Source organism: Curtobacterium sp. MMLR14_010 (assembly GCF_001865015.1).
Taxonomy (GTDB): Bacteria; Actinomycetota; Actinomycetes; order Actinomycetales; family Microbacteriaceae; genus Curtobacterium.
In genome coordinates, this window is the sequence record NZ_MJGV01000019.1 from 17,897 (window position 1) to 41,858 (window position 23,962).

The 23,962-nt window shown below is 71.2% G+C and carries 24 protein-coding genes and 1 tRNA gene; 7 read left to right on the forward strand and 18 right to left on the reverse strand.

Annotated elements, in window-relative coordinates; all coding sequences use genetic code 11:
* Nucleotides 1-10 precede the first annotated feature (10 nt).
* A complete protein-coding gene (locus BIU98_RS03160) occupies nucleotides 11-982 on the forward strand; it encodes a magnesium transporter CorA family protein (RefSeq protein WP_071271363.1) in 972 nt (323 codons plus the stop codon).
* Between the two features lie 112 nt (nucleotides 983-1,094).
* On the opposite strand, the gene BIU98_RS03165 is transcribed toward BIU98_RS03160, so the two are convergent.
* Nucleotides 1,095-2,246, reverse strand: coding sequence for an SLC13 family permease (locus BIU98_RS03165; RefSeq protein WP_071271366.1), 1,152 nt, complete (start codon nucleotides 2,244-2,246; stop codon nucleotides 1,095-1,097).
* Between the two features lie 101 nt (nucleotides 2,247-2,347).
* Here BIU98_RS03165 and BIU98_RS03170 point away from each other — a divergent pair, with 101 nt between their 5' ends.
* Complete coding sequence (locus BIU98_RS03170) at nucleotides 2,348-2,539, forward strand: hypothetical protein (RefSeq protein WP_071271369.1); 192 nt, start codon at nucleotides 2,348-2,350, stop codon at nucleotides 2,537-2,539.
* A 95-nt stretch (nucleotides 2,540-2,634) separates the two neighbouring features.
* Here BIU98_RS03170 and BIU98_RS03175 read toward each other — a convergent pair whose 3' ends face one another.
* A complete protein-coding gene (locus BIU98_RS03175) occupies nucleotides 2,635-3,807 on the reverse strand; it encodes a mechanosensitive ion channel family protein (RefSeq protein WP_071271372.1) in 1,173 nt (390 codons plus the stop codon).
* Nucleotides 3,808-3,961: 154 nt separating this feature from the next.
* On the opposite strand from BIU98_RS03175, the gene BIU98_RS03180 reads away from it, so the two are divergent.
* A complete protein-coding gene (locus BIU98_RS03180) occupies nucleotides 3,962-5,506 on the forward strand; it encodes an amino acid permease (RefSeq protein ID WP_071271375.1) in 1,545 nt (514 codons plus the stop codon).
* 72 nt (nucleotides 5,507-5,578) lie between these two features.
* The gene (locus BIU98_RS03185; protein ID WP_071271378.1) at nucleotides 5,579-5,884 is read left to right on the forward strand and encodes a hypothetical protein; all 306 of its coding nucleotides are present in this window, start codon (nucleotides 5,579-5,581) and stop codon (nucleotides 5,882-5,884) included.
* 10 nt (nucleotides 5,885-5,894) lie between these two features.
* Here BIU98_RS03185 and BIU98_RS03190 read toward each other — a convergent pair whose 3' ends face one another.
* The 8 genes from BIU98_RS03190 to BIU98_RS03225 form a co-directional block, all read right to left on the reverse strand.
* Nucleotides 5,895-6,533, reverse strand: coding sequence for a PepSY domain-containing protein (locus BIU98_RS03190; protein ID WP_071271381.1), 639 nt, complete (start codon nucleotides 6,531-6,533; stop codon nucleotides 5,895-5,897).
* A gap of 125 nt (nucleotides 6,534-6,658) precedes the next feature.
* Nucleotides 6,659-7,987 (reverse strand): cell wall metabolism sensor histidine kinase WalK, encoded by a 1,329-nt coding sequence (locus tag BIU98_RS03195; protein ID WP_071271384.1) that lies wholly within the window; start codon nucleotides 7,985-7,987, stop codon nucleotides 6,659-6,661.
* Nucleotides 7,980-8,657, reverse strand: coding sequence for a response regulator transcription factor (locus BIU98_RS03200; RefSeq protein WP_071271387.1), 678 nt, complete (start codon nucleotides 8,655-8,657; stop codon nucleotides 7,980-7,982). Before BIU98_RS03200 ends, BIU98_RS03195 begins: the two co-directional genes overlap by 8 nt.
* A gap of 151 nt (nucleotides 8,658-8,808) precedes the next feature.
* Entirely contained in the window at nucleotides 8,809-9,021 is a 213-nt protein-coding gene (locus tag BIU98_RS03205; protein WP_071271390.1) for an SCO4848 family membrane protein, read from the reverse strand.
* Nucleotides 9,022-9,182: 161 nt separating this feature from the next.
* Nucleotides 9,183-10,109: a hypothetical protein gene (locus BIU98_RS03210; RefSeq protein ID WP_071271393.1), complete on the reverse strand. Its 927-nt coding sequence runs from the start codon at nucleotides 10,107-10,109 to the stop codon at nucleotides 9,183-9,185.
* Between the two features lie 13 nt (nucleotides 10,110-10,122).
* Nucleotides 10,123-10,584: an ImmA/IrrE family metallo-endopeptidase gene (locus BIU98_RS19250; RefSeq protein WP_071271396.1), complete on the reverse strand. Its 462-nt coding sequence runs from the start codon at nucleotides 10,582-10,584 to the stop codon at nucleotides 10,123-10,125.
* Nucleotides 10,581-11,021, reverse strand: a complete 441-nt coding sequence (locus BIU98_RS19255) for a hypothetical protein (RefSeq protein ID WP_071271399.1) — start codon at nucleotides 11,019-11,021, stop codon at nucleotides 10,581-10,583. The genes BIU98_RS19250 and BIU98_RS19255 overlap by 4 nt, the downstream gene beginning before the upstream one ends.
* A 60-nt stretch (nucleotides 11,022-11,081) precedes the next feature.
* Nucleotides 11,082-11,154: transfer RNA gene (locus BIU98_RS03225), tRNA-Lys, on the reverse strand.
* A gap of 113 nt (nucleotides 11,155-11,267) precedes the next feature.
* On the opposite strand from BIU98_RS03225, the gene bcp reads away from it, so the two are divergent.
* The gene (bcp, locus tag BIU98_RS03230) at nucleotides 11,268-11,738 is read left to right on the forward strand and encodes a thioredoxin-dependent thiol peroxidase (protein WP_071271402.1); all 471 of its coding nucleotides are present in this window, start codon (nucleotides 11,268-11,270) and stop codon (nucleotides 11,736-11,738) included.
* An 81-nt stretch (nucleotides 11,739-11,819) separates the two neighbouring features.
* Here bcp and BIU98_RS03235 read toward each other — a convergent pair whose 3' ends face one another.
* Entirely contained in the window at nucleotides 11,820-12,242 is a 423-nt protein-coding gene (locus BIU98_RS03235) for a hypothetical protein (RefSeq protein ID WP_071271405.1), read from the reverse strand.
* 264 nt (nucleotides 12,243-12,506) lie between these two features.
* Between BIU98_RS03235 and BIU98_RS03240 the strand changes: the two genes are divergently transcribed.
* A complete protein-coding gene (locus tag BIU98_RS03240; RefSeq protein ID WP_017888820.1) occupies nucleotides 12,507-12,755 on the forward strand; it encodes a WhiB family transcriptional regulator in 249 nt (82 codons plus the stop codon).
* A 90-nt stretch (nucleotides 12,756-12,845) separates the two neighbouring features.
* On the opposite strand, the gene BIU98_RS03245 is transcribed toward BIU98_RS03240, so the two are convergent.
* Entirely contained in the window at nucleotides 12,846-14,345 is a 1,500-nt protein-coding gene (locus tag BIU98_RS03245; RefSeq protein WP_071271408.1) for a sensor histidine kinase, read from the reverse strand.
* Between the two features lie 119 nt (nucleotides 14,346-14,464).
* Between BIU98_RS03245 and BIU98_RS03250 the strand changes: the two genes are divergently transcribed.
* Entirely contained in the window at nucleotides 14,465-14,989 is a 525-nt protein-coding gene (locus BIU98_RS03250) for an Rv3235 family protein (RefSeq protein ID WP_083392921.1), read from the forward strand.
* 104 nt (nucleotides 14,990-15,093) lie between these two features.
* Here the strand turns inward: BIU98_RS03250 and secA are convergent, their stop codons facing one another.
* The 6 genes from secA to mtrA form a co-directional block, all read right to left on the reverse strand.
* Complete coding sequence (gene secA, locus BIU98_RS03255) at nucleotides 15,094-17,874, reverse strand: preprotein translocase subunit SecA (RefSeq protein WP_071271411.1); 2,781 nt, start codon at nucleotides 17,872-17,874, stop codon at nucleotides 15,094-15,096.
* 157 nt (nucleotides 17,875-18,031) lie between these two features.
* The gene (raiA, locus tag BIU98_RS03260) at nucleotides 18,032-18,748 is read right to left on the reverse strand and encodes a ribosome-associated translation inhibitor RaiA (protein WP_071271628.1); all 717 of its coding nucleotides are present in this window, start codon (nucleotides 18,746-18,748) and stop codon (nucleotides 18,032-18,034) included.
* Between the two features lie 166 nt (nucleotides 18,749-18,914).
* Nucleotides 18,915-19,592 carry a ComF family protein gene (locus BIU98_RS03265; RefSeq protein ID WP_071271414.1) on the reverse strand — a complete coding sequence of 226 codons (678 nt, stop codon included), beginning with the start codon at nucleotides 19,590-19,592 and terminating at the stop codon, nucleotides 18,915-18,917.
* Between the two features lie 127 nt (nucleotides 19,593-19,719).
* On the reverse strand, nucleotides 19,720-21,474 hold the full coding sequence (locus BIU98_RS03270) for an LpqB family beta-propeller domain-containing protein (protein WP_083392922.1): 1,755 nt from the start codon (nucleotides 21,472-21,474) through the stop codon (nucleotides 19,720-19,722).
* Nucleotides 21,471-23,132, reverse strand: coding sequence for an MtrAB system histidine kinase MtrB (mtrB, locus tag BIU98_RS03275; protein WP_254787779.1), 1,662 nt, complete (start codon nucleotides 23,130-23,132; stop codon nucleotides 21,471-21,473). Before mtrB ends, BIU98_RS03270 begins: the two co-directional genes overlap by 4 nt.
* Before the next feature lie 5 nt (nucleotides 23,133-23,137).
* The gene (gene mtrA / locus BIU98_RS03280; protein WP_071271417.1) at nucleotides 23,138-23,812 is read right to left on the reverse strand and encodes an MtrAB system response regulator MtrA; all 675 of its coding nucleotides are present in this window, start codon (nucleotides 23,810-23,812) and stop codon (nucleotides 23,138-23,140) included.
* Nucleotides 23,813-23,962: the final 150 nt, after the last annotated feature.

Sequence of the window (23,962 nt, forward strand, 5' to 3'; positions counted from 1 at the left end):
GCTCTGGCGCATGGTCAGCACTCGCTCGTGGCGGAACGGTTCGGACGCGGAGCGGGACTTCCCCGTCGACCGCGTCTCGGACCTGGTCGCCGATGAGGACGCCTTCGTCTGGATCGACTACACGGACCCGTCGGCCGCCGACCTCGAGCAGGTCGAGGAAGAGCTCGGCATCCACGCGCTCGCCGTCGAGGACGCCGTCGAGCACGGACAGCGTCCGAAGCTGGACCGGTACCGCGACAGCCTGTTCCTGGTCGTGTACGACGTGCACGGGCGGGACGCCGAGGGCGAGCTGGTCACGCGCGAGGTCAAGGCCTTCGTGACGAAGCGCGCCCTGGTGACGATCCACGGCGCGGACGTCGACATCGCCGCGGTCGAGCGTCGGCTGGCGTCGAACTCCGACATGGCCGAGCACGGGGTGCCGTGGCTCGTGTGGGCGCTCCTCGACGCCGTCGTCGACCACGCCACCGCGGTGGTCGAGCAGATCGAGCAGGACATCGACGCGCTCGAGGACGACCTGTTCGAGCACGGCGACCCCCGCGAGCAGCAGATCCAGCGTCGGTCCTTCCGACTGCGCAAGGCGCTCGGGGTGCTCCGGCGTCAGGTGGTGCCGACGAAGGACAGCGTGGCGTCGCTCCTGCACGGGGACGCGGAGACCATCGTCAACGGCATCCGACCGTACTTCCGCGACGTCGAGGACCACCTGGTCTCCATCGCGGACTCTGTCGACCAGCTCCGCGACGCCGTGGGCAGCGTGCTCGACACGAACCTCAACCTGGCGTCGAACCGGCAGAACACCGTGATGAAGAAGGTGACGAGCTGGGCGGCGATCATCGCCATCCCCACCGCGATCACCGGCTTCTTCGGGCAGAACGTGTCGTTCCCCGGCGAGGGGCACTGGAGCGGCCTGTACGCGTCCCTGTCGCTCATCATCGTGACGTCGCTGGTGCTCTACCGGTCGTTCAAGCACCGCGACTGGCTGTAGCGCGCGGCGAACGCGCCGCGGGGTCGCCGCGCGCGGCATCGAGGGAGCAGAAGGCGTCGGGTCGGCGCGACCCACCCGACGCTTTCTGCTCCCTCGATGGAACGGCCCCGCGCTACAGCCGCAGCGCGAGCACGCCGGCGACGACCGTGAGCGGTGCGACCACGCAGCCGAGCGCCATGTAGCGCCCCCACGACAGGTGCACGCCCTCGGCGCTGAGCCGGGCGTGCCACAGCAGCGTTGCGAGCGAGGCCCACGGCGTGATGAGGCAGCCGGCGTTCACCCCGATGAGGAGCGCGGCGTACCGCAGGGCCTCGTGCCCCGCCGAGGGCTCGAGCACCAGGTAGGCGGGCAGGTTGTCGATCACGTTGGCGGTGACCGCGCCCGCACCGCCGAGCAACAGCAGCGACCCGGTCCCCGTGCCGCCCGACACCGCCTGGACGAGCGGGTCGGTGACGCCCGTGGTGTGCAGGGTCTCGACGACGACGAACAGCCCGGCCGCGAACACGAGCGTCGACCACGGCACCCGGGACGGCTTCAGCTCGGACGGCGCCCGGAACGCCGCGACCACGACGAGCAGCACCGCGGCAGCCAGTGCGGCGATCCACACCGTGACGCCCACGGTCAGCGCGATGACGAGCGCCACGAGCACCGCCGACGCCGCGCCGAAGAAGACGGGGTCGGCGGGACGACGGACCTCGACCGGCGTGTACCGGCCGAAGAGCTTGCCGCGGAACACGACGAGCAGCACCGCGCACGGCACGACGACCCCGGCGAGCGCGGCCCAGACCATCAGACCGGCGAAGGGCAGCGGGCCGTCGAGACCGATGCGGTCGACGGCGAGCAGGTTCGTCAGGTTCGACACGGGCAGCAGCAGCGAGGCCGTGTTCGCCAGCCACACGGTGGTCAGCGCGAACGGCATCGGCGGGAGCCCCACCCGGCGGGCCAGCGCGATGACGATCGGCGTGAGGAGCACGGCGGTCGTGTCGATGGACAGGAAGACGGTGCAGAGGACGGCGAGGACGACGACGGCGCCCCACAGTCCGATGGTGCGGCCTCCGCCGATGCGGGCGGCGACGTCGGCCAGGCGGTCGAACACCCCGGCGTCCGCGGCGAGCTCGGAGACGATCGTGAGCCCGAGGACGAACCCGAGCACGGGCAGCACCCGGGCGGCGAGCTCCCCGAGGTCGGTCAGCGGCAGCAGCCCGAGGGCCACGCACACCGCCCCGGCGACGAGCAGGGCGGCTCCGATGACGGCTTGGCGCACGGTGGTTCTCCTCGCGGTGGTGAGCCGGAGGTGCCTGTGCGCCCGGCGGCGTTCCAATGTACCCACCGGTAGCGTTGGTCCGACGACAACAGGAGGCATCTGTGCGCAAGTTCATGTTCAACGGTGCGGTGTGGAGTTCCCTCATCAGCGGCTACAGCGTTCTGCAGACCACCCGTCAGGGACCCCGGGACTGGCGTCTCGCCCTGACGTGGGTGGCGTGGATCTCGACGACGATCGTCGCCATCGGCACGGTCGTCGAGGACGACCGCGCGGTCCGCTCGCGGCAGCCGTGATCTGACGTCCCCACGGGACGGACGGGAGGCTCGGTGCCAGCTGGCACCGAGCCTCCCGTCCGTCCTGCTGGACCGTCCGGCGGACGCGACCGCTCCTACCGCTCCGGCGGGACGTCCGACGCCCGGATGTCCGAGGTCTGGATCGGGCCCGTGAAGAGGGCGGCGCGCTCGTCGCCCTCGCCGAAGAGCGACGCGTCGCCCTCCGACGACCGGCTGCGCCGACGGGCCGGAGCGGCCGGCTCCGCGAGCTGGACGCGCTGGACCGGGAGCGCGTCCGGGTGGGTGCGCTGCAGCCAGTCGACCATCTCCTCGCGGACGTAGCAGCGCAGGTCGAACAGGCCGCCGGCGTCCGGTGCGGTCACGAGGATGCGCACGCGCACCATCCCGCCGACCGCGTCCGTGACCTGCAGCACCTTCGTGCGGCGGTCCCAGATCGTCGACGTCTCGAGGATGCGGTCGAGCTCCGTGCGCATCTCCGCGGGGCTGACCCGCCAGTCGAGGTCGAACTCGACGGCGCCGAGGAGCTCGCTGCTCGTGCGGGTCCAGTTCTCGAAGGGCGTCGACGTGAAGTACGTCGACGGCAGCACGAAGCGGCGGTCGTCCCAGAGGTGGACGACCACGTACGTCAGGGTGATCTCCTCGATGCGGCCCCACTGCTGCTCGACCACGACGACGTCGTCCACGCGGATCGACCCGGAGAACGCCAGCTGCATGCCCGCGAACACGTTGCCGAGCGTCGACTGCGCGGCGAGTCCGGCGATGACCGAGATGAGCCCGGCCGAGGCGAGGACGCTCGCACCGGCGGCCTCGACCCCGGGGAACGTCAGGAGGATCGCGCCGACGCCGATGATGACGAGCACCGCGACGGTGAGCCGGCGGAGGATGAGGACCTGGGTGCGGATCCGGCGGGCGACCCGGTTGTCGGGGACGTCGACGCGGTACTTGTGCAGCCCGAGGCTCTCGAGGAACACCGCGAGCACGCACGCGAGCCACGTGCCGACGCCGATGGTCGCGACGAGGAAGACGTGGGAGACCGCGTCGCGCCAGGGGTACCGGTCGGTGTCCGGGATCGAGGAGGCGAACGCGACCCAGAGCAGGGCGACGAGCAGCATCGTCCTGGTGGCGTGACGCGAGCGTCGGGACAGCGAGGCGGCCCAGCGTTCACGACGGCCGAGTGCCCGGAAGACCAGGTGCAGGACGAGGGCGACGACGGCGGTGACGAGGAGGGCGAACCCGACCGCGACCAGGAGGCGGATGAGGATGTCCATCCGACCATCGTGGCAACGTCCGTCGGAGGTCGTCCAGGAGACGGACAGACCCGGCGAGGGGTCGTGTGCGATGTCGGCAGGTTGGTGGACAGGACCCAGCCGGTTCGGAGGTGGATGTGCCGCATCGGCCCGATCCGCATGTAGCGTGTCGGCCATGACAGCGCAGAACGACACCGGGGCGGACCATGCGCCCGCCAACGACTTCTCGCACGAGCAGGAGGGCTACCAGCACGGACTGAAGCCCCGGCAGCTCCAGATGATCGCCATCGGCGGCGCGATCGGCACCGGGCTCTTCCTCGGCGCCGGTGGGCGACTGCACACCGCCGGGCCCGCCCTGGCCGTCGTGTACCTCATCGCCGGCGTGTTCGCGTTCTTCATCCTCCGCGCGCTCGGCGAGCTCGTCCTGCACCGCCCGTCCTCCGGGTCGTTCATCTCCTACGCCCGCGAGTTCTACGGCGAGAAGTTCGCGTACGCCGCCGGTTGGATGTACTTCCTCAACTGGGCGATGACCTCGATCGTCGACACCACCGCGGTCGCGCTGTACCTGCAGTACTGGCGGGCCTTCACGGCGGCGCCGCAGTGGTTGCTGGCACTCATCGCCCTGATCGTCGTCCTGGCGGCGAACATGGTGGCGGTGAAGGTCTTCGGTGAGCTGGAGTTCTGGTTCGCCATCATCAAGGTCGTCGCGCTGGTCGCGTTCCTGGTCGTGGCACTGGTCTGGCTGATCTTCGCGTTCCCGGTCGAGACCGGCGGCGAAGCGGTGCGCACCGGCTTCTCGATCTGGCAGGACAACGGCGGGCTGATCCCGAACGGCCTGCTGCCCGCCGTGCTGGTGGTCCAGGGCGTCGTGTTCGCGTACGCCGCGATCGAGCTCGTCGGCACCGCGTCCGGCGAGACCCAGGACACCGAGAAGGTCATCCCCCGCGCCATCAACTCCGTCGTCCTCCGCATCGCGGTGTTCTACGTCGGCTCCGTCGTGCTGCTCTCGCTGCTGCTCCCGTACACGTCGTACAAGGAGGGCCAGAGCCCGTTCGTGACGTTCTTCTCGTCGCTGGGCAACCCGCAGGTCGGGGTGGTCGTCGGCTCGATCATGAACTTCGTCGTCCTGACCGCCGCGCTCTCCTCGCTCAACGCGGGGCTGTACTCCACCGGACGCGCCCTGCACTCCATGGGCATGAACGGGTCCGCCCCGAAGTGGACCACGAAGATGACCAAGGGCGGCGTCCCGTTCGCGGGCATCCTGCTGACGGCCGCGTTCACGGTCGCGGGCGTCGCGCTCAACTACTTCGTCCCGAGCCAGGCGTTCGAGATCGCGCTGAACGTCGCCAGCCTCGGGATCATCACGGCGTGGGGCACGATCATCCTCTGCCAGATGAAGCTCCGGCAGTGGGCGAAGCAGGGCCTGGCGAAGGAACCCTCGTTCAAGCTGCCCGGCGCTCCCGTCACCTCGTGGCTGACCCTGGCGTTCCTGGTGTCGGTGCTCGTGCTGATGGCGATCGACTGGCCCGTCGGCACGCTCACCATCGCCTCGCTCGTGATCATCATCCCGCTGCTCGTGGTCGGCTGGTTCCTGCAGCGCGACCGGATCCTCCGCATCGCCTCGCTCCGCCAGGGCGTCACCGGCCCGTACCCGATCACCGGTCGCGACCCGGCGAACCAGGTCCGTCGCGGCGACGACGGGGGCGACTCCCGCTCCTGATGCTTGTCCGCGCAACGCGACGAGCGTCCCCGTGACGCAGAGAGGTCCGGCACCCGCCGCTACGATCAGCGGGTGCCGGACCTCTCTGCTTCCCCGACGCTCGACCTCCAGCTCTCCTGGCGTGGCACCTTCGGCCGTGTCCGGGTGTTCCCGGACCGGGTGCACGCCGAGACGAGCTACGAGCGCGAGGGCCTCACGGCGGTGCCGATGGAGCAGGTGCAGGGCTGGCGCATCGAGCCGTGCGACTTCGACGCGGTCTGCGTGGAGTTCGTGACGCCCGAGGACACCTACCGCGTGCTGCTCGACACGTCCGACCGGGGCGTCGCGGCCCTGGCGCTGCAGCGCGTCCTCGGCGAACCGGCTCCGACCGAGTCCTGAGGGACGCCGCTCAGTCGTCCGTGTCGACCGTGTTCGTGACGGTCGCACCGGAACCGGCGTCGATGCGGATGCTGTGCTTCGTGCCGGCGTCGTCGCGCACGTCGCCCTCCCAGACGACCTTCCCGAGGTGGTCGTCGAGCCCGAGCTCGGTGACGGTCCCGGCGACGACGTCCTGGAGCTTGCCGGCGGCGTCGCCGACGTCGAGCTTCGCGGCGTCGACGAAGCGCTCGTTCTCGCGCACGTCGTCCGCGTCGGAGTCGTCGACCGTCGGGGTGCCCGCGACGGAGGACCCGGCGGCGTTCGTGTGCACCTCGTGCTCCTGGCCGTCGGACGTCACGACGAGGACCTGCCACGAGGTCCCGCCGCCCTCCTGCTCGACGCCGATGACGGTGCCGGAACCGACGGCGTCCCGAGCGGTCGCGACGGCGGCGACCATGGCGTCGTTCGACGCGGCAGCCGAGGTGGCGGCGCCGCTGGGCGAGCCGGCGGCTGCACCGGAGGACTGCGCGGTCCCGGTGCCGGCAGCGCGGTCGTCGTCGTCGCGGTCGTCGTTCGCGCAGCCGGTCACGACGAGCGCCCCGGCGAGGAGGACGGAGGCGGAGAGGGCGAGGCGGCGGGTACGGGTGCGGGTCATGTCGGTGATGTTCATGGGCACCACCCTCGCGGTCAGGTGCTGAAGCAGACCTGAAGCCCCCTGGGCAGCCACCCGGCCGACAGCACCCGGCCGACAGCCGCCGGGCAGCCGCCGGGTCAGCCGCCGCGTCAACCGCCGGGTCAACCGCCGAGCGGCAGCCGCACCACGAACCGCGCGCCCCCGAGCGGTGACGTCCCGACCTCGACGGACCCGCCGTGTGCCCGGACCGCGTCCCGCACGATGGCCAGCCCGAGGCCCGAGCCGCCCGCGTCGCGACTGCGGGACTCGTCGAGGCGGACGAAGCGGTCGAACACCCGCTCACGCTCGGCCTCCGGCACGCCGCTGCCGTCGTCGTCGACCGTCAGCTCCGCCGCTCCCCCGGCCTCGCGGACGGCGACGGCGATCCGGTCGCGCGCATGCCGGCAGGCGTTGTCCACGAGGTTCCGCACGACACGGCCCAGCACCCGCTCGTCGCCGAGCACCCGGGCGGCACCGATCCCCGTGCCGTCGACGGTGCAGACGCCGGCGGCCCGGATCCGGGACACCTCGGCCAGCGCCAGGTCGTCGAGGTCCACCGCACGCCGCTCCCCGATCCCCCGCTCGTCGAGCCGGGAGAGCTCGAGCAGCCCGTCCACGAGGCCCGCGAGCCGGTCGTTCTCCGCGAGCACGACCTCGGTCAGCTCGTCGACGTCGATCCGGTCGGGATGGGCCCTGGCGACCGAGGCGTGCTGCCGCACCGACGCGATGGGCGACCGCAGCTCGTGCGAGGCGTCGGCGACGAACCGGCGCTGCGCCACCGCTGCCCGCTCGAGCCGGTCGAGCATGTCGTTCATGGTGTCCGCCAGGCGGGCGACCTCGTCCCCGGTCTCCGGCACCGCGACCCGGACGCCGTGGGACTCCGCCCGCACCGTGGCGACCTCGCGGCGGATCCGCTCGACGGGCCGGAGCGAGCGCCCGACGACGATCCACGTCCCGATGCCCATCAGCGTCACGAGGAGCGGGACCCCGATCGCGAGCAGGGTCACCACCGCCGTCGTCGCCGTGTCGGCGGCGTCGAGCGAGGCGCCGTAGACGATGGTGGCCTCGGACCCGCCGGGCAGGTCGACGTCGTCCGCCACGAGCAGCCACCGCTCCCCGTCGAGCGTGACCCGCGACTCGTCCGCCGTCGCCAGCGCCGGTGGGTCGGCGTCGTCCCCGTGGGCGAGGACACGGCCGCCGTCCCCGACGACCTGCACGAGGACCTCGTCGTAGCCGTCCACCGCCGAGGCCCCGTCGGCCTCGACCCGGGCGGCGGCCTGCTCGAGACCGCTCTCCGCCCCGGCGCGGACGCCATCGACGAGCACGAGCCGCAGGACGGTGACGAACGCCACGGACCCCACGACCAGGGCCGCCAGCACCACGAGCACCGCGGCGAGTGTCGTCCGCGCCCGCAGGCTGCGGGGACGGCCGAACCGACCCCGCTCAGGCACCTTCGTCCGCCAACCGGTAGCCGGCACCCCGCACCGTCTCGATCGTGGCGCGTCCGAACGGCCGGTCGACCTTGCGGCGGAGGTGCCCGACGTAGACCTCCACGATGTTCGGGTCGCCGTCGAAGTCGACGTCCCACACGTTCTCGATCACCTCGCGCTTCGAGCACACCTGCCCGGCCCGGCGGACCAGGAACTCCAGCACCGCGAACTCACGGCTCGTCAGGTCGAGGGGCGTCTCGCCGCGCGCGGCGGTCCGTGCCGCCGGGTCGACCCGCAGGTCCCCCACGGTCAGGACGGCGGGCCGCTCCCGCGCACCACGGCGCACCAGGGCGCGGAGGCGGGCGACGAGCACCGGGTGCGAGAACGGCTTCGTGACGTAGTCGTCGGCACCGGCATCGAGTGCCTCGACCTGGTCCCACTCGCCGTCCTTCGCCGTCAGCATGAGCACCGGCGTCCAGTTCCCCTCGGCACGCAGCTGCCCGCAGACCGCCCAGCCGCTCAGGCCCGGCATCATCAGGTCGAGCACGACGGCGTCGTAGCGGAACTCGCGCGCGTGCCACAGGCCGTCGATGCCGTCGTGGGCGACGTCGACCGCCCAGCCCTCGGCCTCGAGCCCGCGGCGCACACCGTCGGCGAGCCGGACCTCGTCATCGACCACCAGGACACGCATGGGCGCCATTGTCCTCGGCCGGCGCTGAAGCGCGCCTGAAGCGGTGGTCGCGACCACCCACGGCCTGGAGGCTCGGGGCGGGCCGGCACCGGGCCTCCCGTCCGGTGGTGGGCCGGGTCGGCGCCGACGTCACCGCCGGGTGGGACCGGCGTCAGACCAGCAGCAGGATGCCGGCGACGATCGAAGCGGCGGTGATCGCCAGGGCGATCAGGAGCAGGACCAGGTGCACGCGGTAGAAGGTCGTCGGGCGGCCGGCGGCGTCACGGGCGCGGGTGTCCTTCGCGACCCGCTGGAAGAAGCGGGGCCAGGCGACGAGGTTGAACAGGGCACCGATGAACAGGACGACTGCGGCGAAGACGAGCACCGGAGGAGTCTACCGAGGGGGTCCGGGGTGCTCAGGGCCGGGGTGCTCGGCCGCCCCCAACGCGGCCGAGTCCCACCGGCGATCACCACACGATGTGTAGCAATGCCTACAAACATACACGGCGTGGCGTCCTCCGTCGACCCGTGCGCACCTCGGTGGGGTCAGGAGGCGTCGAGTGCCGACTCGGCCCGGGCGAGGGCGGTCCGCTCGTGGTCGTCGAGCGTGGACCGGGAGCTGCGGACGCCGTCGTTGATCTCGACGATCAGGCGGCTGAGCCTGGTGGCGGGGTCGGCGGAGGCCGGGTACTCGTTGTCGCTGCCCATGCGAGCGTGCAACGGCGTGAGGGTCGCGATCGCGGACTCCACGGCACGGGCCCGCCGCGCACGGGCGGTCCGGTGCCCGACCACGAGCAGCAGCATGCCCGACGCGACGCAGAGGACCGCGCCCGGGGTGGCGATGTCGTACGGCAGCGAGAGCCGGCGGGTGAGGGCGACGTCCCCGAGCACGTGCGCGAGGTCCATCACGATGACCACGACCATCCGCACGACCCCGGCCACCCCACCGAGCACGAGCACCCACAGCCCGACGAGGTCCGTGCGCGTGCGGGCCTCGCGGACGTGCAGCACGCAGATCCACCCGGTGGCGGCGAGGGCGACCCCGAGGTAGACCGTCTGCGCGATCGAGTAGACCGCCGCTGCCGGTTCGGCCCCGGCGACGAGCATGAAGGTGGTCGTCGTCGGGGGCTTGGGCAGGACCACGAACGCAGTGACGATCACGACGCCGACCACGGCGCACGACACGACGATCGCGTTCCGCAGCCACCGGCTGTCGGCGCCGACGGCCTTCGCGACGCCCCAGAGCAGCGTGCTCGTGCCCGCGATCATCAGGCAGTCGCTGACCACCGTGACGACGTTCCGGCCGCCGACGAGGGGGTCGAGCCACCGGTAGAGCGGGTCCACGTTCGTCACGATCGTGGCGGAGAACAGCAGGAACGTCACCGCGAGGGTGCGGTCCTGCCCCCGCTGCAGGACGAACAGGACGACCGCGCCCGCGACGAGCAGGACGGCCTGGGCGACGGCGAGGATCATCGCGGGCGCTCGGTCAGCCGAAGACGCCGCGGAAGGCGCTCGGCCGGCTGCGGTGGTCGCGGATGAGCTGGGCGAGGCGGTCGGCGAAGTGCTCGGCCTCGCGCTCGAAGGTGTTCTCGAACAGCCCGCGCGCCATGGCCCGCTCGACCTTGTACTCGGGCAGGTCCGGGATGACGTCCCGGATGTACGCCGACTGCGCCGAGGCGTCCTGATGGGCGTGCAGCACGTGGCCGAGCTCGTGCCCGATGACGAACGCGCGGAACGTGCGCGACGGGGACGGCGAGATCATGATGAGGTGCTGGTGCTCGAGCGTGGCGACGAAGCCGCAGACGGGCTCGTCGGCCAGGAAGGCCTCTTCCCGGACGACGATCGGCTTGCCGACGATCTCCGAGGCCACGCGCACGGCGTCATCGACGTCCGCCCAACGCTCGTCCTGACCGCGCTGCCAGAAGGCGTCGACCCGCGCCGCGGTCACGGCAGGATCCCGCGCTGCGATTCCTCTTCGATCACCGCGGCGATCCGGCGGAGGGCGTCGGGTGAGAGCTCGCCGGGGAAGGTCCGGGCGGCGAACCCGCTGACCCGGGCCGAGCGGAGCGAGCGGACGAGGGCGAGCTGCGCGCCGATCCGCTCCGGGATCTGGCTGTCCTCGAGCAGGAAGCGCTCGTCGACCTCGAAGAACTCGGCCAGGAGCTGCAGCAGCGCCGTGTCCCGGTTGCGACGACCGTCGCCCGAGATCATGTAGGTCCACTTGGCGCGCGAGAGGGATCCGCCGCGGGCGTCGACCCACTCCTCGATCGCGGAGAACGGCACCGGCGATCCCCGCTGCGACTCCTCGAAGTCGAGCAGCAGGTTGAGCCGGCGTGCGAGCTCGGCGGCGTCGAGCGCGCCGCCCTTCGGTTCGTGTGTGCCCATGCGTCCCCCGACCCCTCCGGATACACGGAAACCCCCGCCGGAGCGAGGGTCTCAGTCGTGTGCACCCCCTCGGACTTGAACCGAGAACCCACTGATTAAGAGTCAGTTGCTCTGCCAATTGAGCTAGAGGTGCGTGCACTCGTCTTGCAAGTGCTGCTGCGGTGTGTGTTCCGCAACGGGAATCAACAATAGCATGGGATTCGCGTGCCCGAGAACACCTCCGGGCACCGACCGAACAGGAGCACCATGACGGACCGTCTCGTCGCCGGCGACACCGCCCCCGACTTCACCCTGCAGGACCAGGACGGCACCGAGCACAGGCTCGGGTCCCTGCGTGGACGCAAGGTCATCGTGTACTTCTACCCCGCGGCGTCGACCCCGGGCTGCACCACCGAGGCCTGCGACTTCCGCGACAACATGTCCTCGCTCCAGGCCGCCGGGTACGAGGTCCTCGGCGTGTCGAAGGACGACCTCCCCGCCCTGGCGACCTTCAAGCACGAGCAGGCCCTGACCTTCCCGCTGCTGAGCGACCCGGACCTGGCGGTACACAAGGCCTACGCGGCCTGGGGCGAGAAGAACAACTACGGCAAGGTCGTCACCGGCACGATCCGGTCGACCATCGTCGTCGACGAGGACGGCACCGTGCAGCTGCCCCTCTACAACGTGAAGGCGACCGGTCACGTGGCCAGCCTGCGGAAGAAGCTCGGCCTGGTCTGAGTCCGCGACGCACTGGAGGCCCGGTGCTGGTCCCTGGGACCGGCACCGGGCCTCCAGTGCGTTGCCGGCCCGGTCCTGGCGCTACTCGACCCGGCGAGCCAGCGTGGTGGTCACCGACTTCGACAGCACCAGCGTGATCGCGATGAGCGCCGGCAGGAGCAGTGCCCACCCGACCGCGGGCACGCGGAAGACGCCCTGGAAGGCGCCGATCGCGAGCGCCCCCTGCAGGACCTGCCACACGACGATGCCGCTGCGCACCCAGGGACGACTGCGCCAGAGCCCGAGCAGCAGCGACCCGAGCCACAGCGCCGCGATCGCCGCCAGCACCACGAGGGCGATGCCGGACGCCACGCTCGTCGCCGGCGCCACGACGAGTTCCACGAGCAGCACGACCGTCACGACCGCGACGGCGAGGAACTCGAGCGCGAGGACGATGAGCAGCCCGTACATCGCCCGCGACCGCGGCTCGGGAGCGTCGGGGACGGTCGAGGTGGGGTCAGACACAGAGATCCTCCAGCATTGCAACCCTTGATTTGGTCATATCAGTATGGAACGATGTTCGAGGTCGTTTGGACGGCACGATGTGGTGTGCGTCTCCCGTGGTTCGACGCTCCTCCCCCGAGCGTTCTGCGGGCGTCAGGCTCTCCCCGCGCGGTTTCCTCCCCACAGGATCTTCCCGCTCGTCACATGTGCATGTGCAGAGTCCTCCAGCCCCGAACCACGGCCCCGGCCTGCCGTTCGAGCACTGACATCAAGGAGCACCACCACATGGATTGGCGTGACAAGGCAGCTTGCCTCACCGCAGACCCCGAGCTCTTCTTCCCCGTTGGGAACACCGGGCCCGCGGTGGACCAGATCGAGAAGGCCAAGTCGGTGTGCGCTCGTTGCACGGTGACGGAGATGTGTCTGCAGTACGCACTCGAGAACAACCAGGACTCCGGCGTCTGGGGTGGCCTCAGCGAGGACGAGCGTCGCGCGCTCAAGCGTCGCGCCGCCCGGGCTCGCCGCGCCTCCTGACGCAGCTGCGCTGACGACGACGCCCGTCGTGCCCCTCGGGGTGCGGCGGGCGTCGTCGTGTGCGGTGCGGGCGGGGCCGCAGCCGCGGGGCTACGCGGCCGCGGTCTCCCAGCGGAACGGGATCGAGATGGTGACCTCGGTGCCGCTGCCGGTCAGCGTGTGCCAGTCGATCGTGCCGCCGAGCTCGCCCTGGATCAGCGTGCGGACGATCTGCGTGCCGAGGCCAGAGCCGACCTTGCCCTCGGGCAGCCCGACCCCGTTGTCGCGGACCTGGATCTCGAGGTGGTCGTCGGAGCGGTGGGCGACGATCTCGACCTCGCCGTCGCGGCCGTCGAGCCCGTGCTCCACCGCGTTCGTGACGAGCTCGGTGAGCCCGAGGGCGAGCGGCGTGGCGGCCTCGGAGGGCAGCACACCGAACTCCCCGGTCTTCTTCGGGTGCACGGTGGTGTTGTGCGACGCCGCGACCTCGGTCACGAGCTTGAGCACGGAGTCGAAGACCTCATCGAAGTCGACGTTCTGGCTGAGACCGGTCGACAGGGTGTCGTGCACGACGGCGATCGCCGCCACGCGCCGCATCGCGTTCTGCAGGGACGTCTTGGCCTCCTCGGAGTGCGTCCGACGTGCCTGGATGCGCAGGAGCGATGCCACGGTCTGCAGGTTGTTCTTCACGCGGTGGTGGATCTCGCGGATCGTCGCGTCCTTGGTGATGAGCTCGCGCTCCTGGTGCCGCATCTCGGTGACGTCGCGGCAGAGCACGACCGCGCCGATCCGCTCACCGTGGTCGCGCAGCGGGATCGACCGCAGCGTGACCGCGACGCCGTTCGACTCGATGTCGGCACGCCACGGGGCCCGCCCGGTGACGACGAGCGGCAGGGACTCGTCGACGTCGAGCTGGGCGCCGAGGAGCTCGGTCGTGACCTCGGCCAGGGACTTCCGCTCGAGTTCGCCCTCGAAGCCCATCCGGTTGAAGGCGCTGAGGCCGTTCGGGCTGGCGAACGTGACGATGCCGTTCGTGTCGAGGCGGAGCAGACCGTCGCTCGCCCGGGGTGCACCACGTCGGGGGCCGGCCGGGGCGCCGAGGTCCGGGAAGTCGCCGGTCGCGATCATGCCGAACAGGTCGTTCGCGCTCGCGGTGAAGTTGAGCTCCTGGCGGCTCGGCGTGCGCATCTCGTCCTGGTTGGAGTGGCGCGTGACGACGGCGATCGGCCGGTCGGTCGTCTGCTTCGTCTTCGCGCTGAGACGGCGGAGCACGGGGATGGCACGGACGCGGGTCGGGGTGTCCTCGTACCAGTCCGGCTCCGCGGAGTCGACGACCCGGGCGGACGCGAAGCTCTCGGTGACCTGTTCGCGCCACTCCTCGCGGATCTCCTGCCCGACGATGTCGCGGTAGAAGAGCGTCGCGGCGGACGACGGGCGCGCGTGCGCGACGGCCACGAAGGAGCCGTCCTCGGCCGTCGGCACCCAGAGCACCATGTCGGCGAAGGACAGGTCCGACAGGAGCTGCCAGTCCCCCACCAGCAGGTGGAGCCACTCCACGTCCGCTTCGGACGAGCGGCCTTGTGCGAGGACGAGATCACTGAGGGTCGACACCCGACCAGTCTAGGTCCGGCGGGCTTGTGGACAGATCGTCATTCTCCACAGCCCAGGTTCTGTCTCATTCGGTATTTCTCATTCCCCATACGCTCTGCCCACCAACGAAAGGGGCCGGGGTGGCGCGGGAAGCACGGCGGGTCGACGACGATCCGCACGAGATCAGAGGACCGGGCAGCACGACGGTCGACCAGGACGAGACAGCCCTGCACGTGGAGGCCGACGAGTCCACGCCCGCTGCGGCGACCACGACGCCCGTGCCACGACCGGTCGGAGCGGACGGGTCGGCACCAGGGCCACCGCCCCTGCCGGACCCGGCGGAGACCGCGCAGGCGCTCGCGCTGTGCGTCGCCGAGATCCTCACCGGGGCGCGGGACGTCGACAGCATCGCCCGGTGGATCACGGACGACGTGCAGCGGCACCTCCACCAGCGGGCCGCCGCCGCCGCCCGGGCACGGTCGGCGTCCCCACACCGGAACCGACGGCCGTCGATCCGGGTCGGGAGCGTCGTCGTCAGCCGACCGCGCGACGGCGTGGCCGAGGCGAGCGTGGTCGTCCACACCCGCAGTCATGCCCGAGCGGTCGCGATCCGGCTCGAGGAGCGGGCGGGACGGTGGCGCGCCACCGCCATCGGGATGCTCTGACCGGCGCAGCGGCTCCCACCCGGCGGTGCTGGACGCGACCACGGACAGACGGGAGGCCCGGTGCCAGCTGGCACCGGGCCTCCCGTCTGGAGCGATGGTCGGGACTAGCCCTTCTTGGCGGCCTGACGACGGTCGGCGCGGTTGGTCGCCGCCGCCTGGCCGGTCGCCGTGGCAGCCGAGCCGAACGCGGAGCCCTTCTCGGGCGCGATCTCAGCCTCTTCCTCCGCCTGGGCCTGCTGGGCCAGGGCGGTGGCGGCCTGCTCGAGGCGACCGCGCTCGTCGCGGACCTCGACCTCGCCGTCGATGGACGGTGCCGAGAACTCGAGGCCGGCGACCTCTTCCTCGTCGAGGCCCTTGGCCTCGATGACCGCGTTCTCGCCGTCCGACTGGACCTGCACCTCGAGGTTGAACAGGAAGCCGACCGACTCCTCGCGGATCTGCCCCATCATCGTCTGGAACAGGGCGTAGCCCTCGCGCTGGTACTCGACCAGCGGGTCGCGCTGCGCCATGGCACGGAGGCCGATGCCGTCCTTGAGGTAGTCCATCTCGTAGAGGTGGTCACGCCAGCGACGGTCGACCACGGAGAGGACGACGCGACGCTCGAGCTCGCGCATGGCTTCCTCGCCGAGGGTCTCCTCGCGCTTGGAGTAGGCGAGCTGGGCGTCGGAGAGGATCTCGCGGCCGAGGAACTCCCGCGTCGCCTTCCCCTTCGAGCCGGCCTCGGTGATGATCTCGTCGATCGTGATCGAGATCGGGAACAGCGTGCCGAGCTCGGTCCACATGGCGTCGAGGTCCCAGTCGTCCGGGGAGCCCTCGCCGGTGTGGGTGTCGATGACGTCGTCCACGACGTTCTTCAGGAAGTTCTGGGTGCGCTCGTGGAGGTCGTCGCCCTCGAGGATGTGGCGGCGGTCGCTGTAGATGGCCTCGCGCTGCCGGTTGAGGACGTCGTCGTACTTGAGGACGTTCTTGCGGATCTCGGCGTTGCGGCCCTCGACCTGCGACTGGGCGGACCGGATCGCGCGGCCGACGAGCTTGTTCTCGATGGCGAGGTCGTCCGGGACGTTCGACCGGCCCATCAGGCTCTCGGCAGCACCGGAGTTGAACAGGCGCATCAGGTCGTCGGTCAGCGACAGGTAGAAGCGGCTCTCGCCCGGGTCACCCTGACGGCCGGAACGACCACGCAGCTGGTTGTCGATGCGGCGGGACTCGTGGCGCTCGGTGCCGAGGACGTACAGGCCGCCGACCGCACGGACCTTGTCGCCCTCTTCCTCGACGATCGCCTTCGTGTTCGCGAAGACCTCGTCCCAGGCGGCCTCGTACTCGTCGGGGGTCTCGGTGGGCGAGAGGCCCTTCGTGTGCATCTCCTGCACGGCGAGGAACTCCGAGTTGCCGCCGAGCATGATGTCGGTGCCGCGGCCGGCCATGTTCGTGGCGACCGTGACGGCGCCGAAGCGACCGGCCTGGGCGACGATGGCGGCTTCTCGCGCGTGGTTCTTCGCGTTGAGGACCTCGTGCTTGACGCCCTTCTTCGCGAGGAGCTTGGAGAGGTACTCCGACTTCTCGACGCTCGTGGTGCCGACGAGGACGGGCTGGCCCTTCTCGTGGCGCTCCTCGATGTCGTTGGCGACCTGCTCGAACTTGGCCTTCTCGTTCTTGTAGACGAGGTCGGTCTGGTCGATGCGCTGCATCGGCTTGTTCGTCGGGATGGCGACGACGCCGAGCTTGTAGGTCGACATGAACTCGGCCGCTTCGGTCTCCGCGGTGCCGGTCATGCCCGAGAGCTTCTGGTACAGGCGGAAGTAGTTCTGCAGCGTGACGGTCGCGAGGGTCTGGTTCTCGGCCTTGACCTCGACGCCCTCCTTGGCCTCGATCGCCTGGTGGATGCCCTCGTTGTAGCGACGGCCCATCAGGATGCGGCCGGTGTGCTCGTCGACGATGAGCACCTCGCCGTTCATCACGACGTAGTCCTTGTCGCGCTTGAACAGCGAGTCCGCCTTGATGGCGTTGTTGAGGAACGAGATGAGCGGGGTGTTCGCCGACTCGTAGAGGTTGTCGATGCCGAGGTAGTCCTCGACCTTCTCGATGCCGGGCTCGAGCACGCCGACGGTGCGCTTCTTCTCGTCGACCTCGAAGTCCTCGCCGGCCGTGAGGCGCTTGGCGATCGAGGCGAACTCGGTGAACCACCGGTTGGCCTCGCCGGACGACGGGCCGGAGATGATGAGCGGCGTGCGGGCCTCGTCGATGAGGATCGAGTCGACCTCGTCCACGATGGCGAAGAAGTGTCCGCGCTGCACCATGTCGACGGCCTGCCACGCCATGTTGTCGCGCAGGTAGTCGAAGCCGAACTCGTTGTTCGTGCCGTAGGTGATGTCGGCGGCGTACTGCTCGCGACGCTCGGCCGGCGACTGGTTCGCCACGATGCACCCGGTCGTCATGCCGAGGGCGCGGAACACACGGCCCATGAGCTCGGACTGGTACGACGCCAGGAAGTCGTTCACGGTGATCACGTGGACGCCGCGCGACGGGATCGCGTTGAGGTACGCCGCAGTCGTCGCGACGAGGGTCTTGCCCTCACCGGTCTTCATCTCGGCGATGTTGCCGAGGTGCAGCGCCGCGCCACCCATGAGCTGCACGTCGAAGTGCCGCATGCCGAGGGTGCGCTTGGCGGCCTCGCGCACGGCGGCGAAGGCCTCCGGCAGGAGGTCGTCCAGGGTCTCGCCGTTGGCGTACCGCTCGCGCAGCTCCTTGGTCTCGTCCTGGAGCTCCTCGTCGCTGAGGCTCGCGAAGTCGTCCTCGAGGTCGTTGATCGCGGAGGCGTACGCCTTCAGTCGTCGGAGGGTGCGTCCTTCACCGACGCGGAGGACCTTCTCCAGCACGTTTGCCACGTGAACTCCTTACGGTTCGTCGCGCGCGGTCGGCGCGTCCGAACAGCCAGTCATGCTAGCAACCCGCCGGAGACCTGTGCTGTGAGGAACGCCGACGGAACACAGGTGTGCGCGGCCCGCGGACGGGCCGCGCACACCGGGGTGGTCCCTCGGACGCTCAGGCGAGCGCGGCCGCGGGCTCCGTCTGGGCGGTGTCGGCGGCCGACGAGTCGGTGTCGGCGGCGTCGGTGCCGTCGAGCCCGATGACGCCGTAGTCCCAGCCCTTGCGCCGGTAGACGACGCTCGGTCGACGGGTCTCCGCGTCGACGAACAGGTAGAAGTCGTGGCCGACGAGCTCCATGAAGTACAGGGCGTCGTCCACGGTCATCGGCTCGGCGGTGAAGACCTTCTCGCGGATGACGACGGGCGAGTAGACCTCGTCCTCCTCGTCCTCGTGGCGGTCCTCGGTGATCACGGGGATCGCACCGGTGGCGACCTCCTCGATGAGCTTGCCGTCGGCGGGCACGACGTCCATGCCGTCGAACGCCGATCCAGCCGCCTCGGCGACGGAGGTGGGGCGGTGGCGACCGCGGTGCACCTTGCGGCGGTCGCGGGCCCGGCGGAGGCGCTCCATGATCCGGGCGAAGGCGAGGTCGAACGCCGCGTACTTGTCCGACGCGGCGGACTCGGCCCGCACGAGGGGTCCTGGTCCGATCAGCGTCAGTTCGACGCGGTCCTCGCCCTGACCGCCGCTCTTCTCGTTGTGCCGGCTGATCCGCACCTCGAAGGCGAGTGCGCGGTCCGCGAGCACGTCGATCTTGTCGGACTTCTGCTCGACGTAGGTACGGAATCGGTCGGTGACCCCGACGTTCCGGCCTGTGATCGTCACGTCCATGGCGGCTCCCATCGCTGAGTCGGCGCGTCGCCTGGTTCCGGCGAACTCCGACGCCTTGTCAGGGACGCTAGACCCGCCGGTGGACACGTGTCACCGGGAGCGGGCGCGTCGCGGCGGACACCCACCGGATGCACAGAGGACACCGGGCGTTCATCCGAGGGCGGCGTCATGCCTCCACGCTCGCCGTCGCGACGCACCGCACCACCCGTCCACCGGCGGCCCGGACGGCACGGACCGCCTCGGCCATGGTCACCCCGGTGGTCACGACGTCGTCCACGAGCACGACGTCACGACCCTGCACCCGGACGGCGCGGAGGGTGCCGACCGTGGCGGCGACCCGCTCCAGGGCCGTGCGCTCCTTCTGGCCGGCCCCGGCGGCCAGCCCGCCGCCGGACAGCCGACGGCCGGGCGCCCGGACGCGGTGCAGCTGCCCGGTCCCCCGCACACCGCCCCGCGCGAGCAGGAGCACCACAGGGTCGAAGCCGCGCCGACGCCGACCGCGCGGGGACGGCGGGACCCGGAGGACCACCGTGCCCGGCGGGGCCTCGGCGAGCGCCTGACGCACCAGCGCGGCGGTTCGGTGGCCGAGGGGGCCGGCGACGTCGACGCGACCGCGGAGCTTGAGCTCGAGGAGCAGGGTGCGGACGAGGCCCTCGTACTCGAAGGCGGCGTCGAGGCGCACCCCGCCGACGAGCCGGACCCGGTGGGGGCGTCCGGCGAGCGCGGCACGGCAGGACCGGCAGAGGGCACGGTCGGGCGTGCCACACCCGAGACAGGCGACGGGGAGGAACAGGGCGACGACGGCGACGAGTGCGTCGCGCCAGGGGTGTGGAGCCGGGGTCATGGGGCGATCCTGGCCGCGGGAGGGCACCGGGCGGGGGCGGCGTCGGGGGCGGTGGAGGGCCTCCCGGCCGGGCCGCCTGTGGAGGAACGGCCCGACCGGCCGTCGTGGGACCGCCTGCACCGCCTCGTCAGCGCTGCACGCCGAGCACCGACGCCGAGATCCCGGTGCGGTCCCACCCGCCGCCGGTGGACTGCACGACCTGCCCGTCGCGCATCCGCAGGAGCAGGGAGTGCGCGCTGCCGCCGACGATCTGCGTCGCCTCGTCCTCCGGGCGCTGCAGGGCGACCGACTGCCCACCGATCGTGGCGCGGACGACGCTCGGACCGCTCTTCGTCTGCCCGAGCGAGGCGACGTCGAGGTCGCTCACCCAGGCGGCACCGAGCGCCTCGCCGGACGCGGCCTGCAGGCGGACCGGTGCCCCGAGCGCGGTCGGCGAACGGTCCGAGTCGCGGATGATCGCCATCACGTAGAGCGCGGCTCCGGCGCCGGTGTCGACGAGCGCGAGGGCCCTGGTGGAGTCGCGGGACACCTGGAAGGACACCAGGTCGCCGTCCGGCAGCGTCGACGCGACCGCGTGCGAGTCACCGGCGAAGCCGTAGGCCGTGATCTTCCTGGTGTCCGACCGTTCGGCCACCCACACGAAGCCCGCGTCGTCGACGGACGGGTCGACGAACCCGTCGCCGGCGACGATGCGCAGCGGCCGCTTGCCGTTCTTGACCGTCCACACGCCGTCCGTGTTGCCGAACGCGGCGTCCGACCCCGAGGCGGTCAGCGACAGCGACGTCGGGTCGAGGCGGCTGATCGCGCTGCCGAGCCCGTTGCCGAGCGTGGAGACGTCCCCGCTGCCCGGGGTCGCGAAGCCGACGGTGTCGTCGTCGACGACGAGGGGGCGGGGGTCGACGTCGGGGTCCACGACGGCGCTCGTGCCGCTGGAGTCCGGCACGGAGAAGGTGGCGCCCTCGATGGTCATGGTGATCGAGGAGATGGTCGCGACCGTCGACAGCGAGCGGGCCAGCTGCTCCCGCATCCGCACCTTGTCGACGGTGGTCGCCCGGAGCGCGTCGCTCGACAGGTCCACCTGGGCGCTGCCGTTGTCCACCGTGACGGCGTTCAGCGACAGCTGAGTGCCTTCGGGGAACGAGGACACCACGGCGCCCTTGAGCCAGTCGGCCGGGCCGGCGAGCAGGGCGCTGGCGATCCGGGTGCTCGTCGAGGAGCGGGCGAGGAACCAGCGCTCGTCCGGCACCAGGAAGCGGTAGGTGGGGTCGTAGAAGTACAGGGCGTGCGCCTGGAACACCTGCTCGAAGCTGACCGGCGTCAGGATGATGCCGTCCGGCGCGTAGCTGATGCGCCACTCGCCGTCCTCCTTCACGAACTGGAAGGTCAGCGTCGACGAGGTGGGGCGGACGGCCTGGGTGTACTCGCCGTCGCTGTCGACGGTCGCGCTCGCCGTGAGCGTGTACGTGAGCTCGCGGGTCCCGGTGCGGTCGACGTCCCCGGCGCCCTGGCGGACGGTGACGCTCTGGCGCGGGTTCCACTTCTGCGCGAAGGAGCCACTGAGGAACTCGCGGGCGATGGCGTAGTTGTCCTGGGCGCCGGTGGCGGCCTCGATGAACTGCTGCAGGATCGTGTCCTGCGCCGAGCCCTTCTCCGGCCCGCTCGGGCGGTAGTCCACCCCGGACACGGTGTCGTCCTTGAGGTCCTGACCGCTCCGCACCGGGCCGCCGGTGGGGATGGCGGCGCAGGCGGTGAGCGCGACGAGGGTGAGCGTGGCGAGCGCGACGGCGAGCAGCCCGCGAGGCGAGCGTCGCCGCGGGCCGCTGGCGCCCCGCGTGCCCGGGGTGCCCGGGCCGCGTGGTGTTGTCGAGGTGGTCCTGGTCATCGGGTGCCTCCTCCGCGCGGGCCGTCGTAGTGCTCGTCGAGTTCGGGCAGCGGGATCGCCGACGTCGCCGTGGCCTCCTGCCCGGTGCGCGGGACGGTGAGCACGAACGCCGATCCTTCCCCCGGCCGGGACCAGACGTCGATGCGGCCGCCGTGCAGGTTCGCGTCGCCGAGGCTGATCGCCAGGCCGAGGCCCGTGCCGCCGATGGTGCGCTTGCGGCTGGGGTCCGCGCGCCAGAAGCGGTCGAACACGCGGGCGGTGTCCTCCGCGGGCATCCCGACGCCGTGGTCCCGCACGGCGATCGCCACGGTCCTGGCGTCGCTGTCGACGACCACGTGGACGGGTTTGCCGTCCCCGTGCTCGACGGCGTTCCCGACGAGGTTGCGCAGAATGCGCCGGATGCGGCGACCGTCGAGCTGCATGGTGGTGTGGCCGCCGGGGGTCGCGAGGACGAGCTCGACGCCGGCGCGCTCGGCGAGCGGGCGGAACTCGTCGACGATGTCGGCGGTCAGGGACGCCGGCACGACGGGCTCGGTCTCGAGCTCGACGGCCTGCGCGTCGTAACGGGAGATCTCGAGCAGGTCGGACAGGAGCAGCTCGAAGCGGTCGATCTGGTCGTGCAGGAGCTCGGCCGAGCGCCCGACCGCCGGTTCGAAGGCGTGCCGGGCGTCGTAGAGCACGTCACCGGCGAGGCGGATCGTGGTGAGCGGTGTGCGCAGCTCGTGCGAGACGTCGGAGACGAAGCGCTGCTGCACGCGGGACAGCTCGGCGAGCTGGGTGATCTGCCGGCTGACGGCGTCCGCCATCCCGTTGAAGCTCCGCGCGAGGGTGGCGACGTCGTCCTGCCCCTTCACCGGGATGCGTTCGTCCAGACGCCCCGACGCGATCTTCCGGCTCGTCTCCGCCGCACCGCGGATCGGCACGACGACGAGCCGGACGACGAGCGAGGTCACGAGGGCGATGAGCACGATGAGCGCCACACCGCCGATGGACAGCGTCTGCGACACGAAGTCGAGGGTCTGCTGGGCGTCGGAGAGGTCGTAGACCAGGTACAGCTCGTACTGGCCGGCGCTCGGGATCTGCAGCGTCGACCCGACCGCGAGTCCGGGCTGTCGACGCCCGTCGTCCTCCAGCTGGACGGCCTGCATGCTGAGCTTGCCGGTGTTCTTCGCCACCTCCTTCCGGAGCTCGTCCGTGATGACGGCATCCGGGAAGTACTGGCTCGCGAGGTTCTGCAGCGTCTGCGGGCCCGACGACCCGGGCGAGCGCTCGATCGCGATGCTCGTGCCCCCTGGGCTCGTCGTGTTCGACAGGATCGCCCGCTGCGCCTCGTTCTGCAGCGTCTCGAGCTCGGACTGGTTGTTGTCCTCGGCCGCGGTGGCCGCGTCGAAGATGCCCTGCGCGACGTTGGTGGCACGGGCCGACTCGGCCTCGATCTGGTCGCGGCGCTGCGAGTACACGTTGCTCGAGATGCTCAACATCACCGCGGTGCCGATGATGGCGACGGCGAGTCCGGTGGTGGTGACCGTGATGGCCACCGACCGGAACATCAGCGAGCGCCGCCAGAAGTACGCGATGCCCCGCCAGCCCCGCCTGGCCCACGACCGGAGCCGTCGACGCGCCCGCGACAGGGACGGCTGCCCGGACGAGCTCGGCACGGTGCTCAGGCTCCCCCGGCGCGGTACCCGACGCCGCGGACGGTGGTCACGATGCGGGGTGCGTCCGGGTCGTGCTCGATCTTCGCGCGCAGCCGCTGCACGTGCACGTTCACCAGGCGGGTGTCGGCCTTGTAGTGGTACCCCCACACCTGTTCGAGCAGCATCTCGCGCGTGAAGACCTGGTTCGGCTTCTCGGCGAGGGCCCGCAGCAGGTCGAACTCGAGCGGGGTGAGCGCGATCACGGCGTCGCCGCGTCGGACCTCGTGCCCGGGGACGTCGACGACGAGGTCGCCGACGTGCAGCACCGTCGCGTCGGACGCGGTCGGCCGCAGCCGGGTGCGGATCCGGGCGACGAGCTCCTTCGGGTTGAAGGGCTTGACCACGTAGTCGTCGGCGCCGTTCTCGAGCCCGGCGACGACGTCGGACGTGTCGCCCTTCGCGGTGAGCATGATGATCGGCGTGCCGCTCTCGGCGCGGATCCGGCGGCACACCTCGATGCCGTCGATGCCCGGGAGCATGACGTCGAGGAGCACGAGGTCGGGCTTCGTCGCGTGGAAGGCCTCGACGGCGTCGTTGCCGTCGCCGCTGAACTCGGGCTCGTAGCCCTCGGCGCGGAGGACGATGCCGATCATCTCGGCGAGGGCCTGGTCGTCGTCGACGACGAGGATGCGCGGTGTCATGTGATGTGGACTCCGGGTGGCGTGCGGGGGTGCCCGGGCAGGCACCGTCCGCTCACGATAGCCGAGCGCCCATCACGCCGGGTTTTCCGCCAGGATGGAGTGGTCCGCGTGTTCCCTGCGCGGCCGACGTGAGGGGGCGGTCCGATGGCC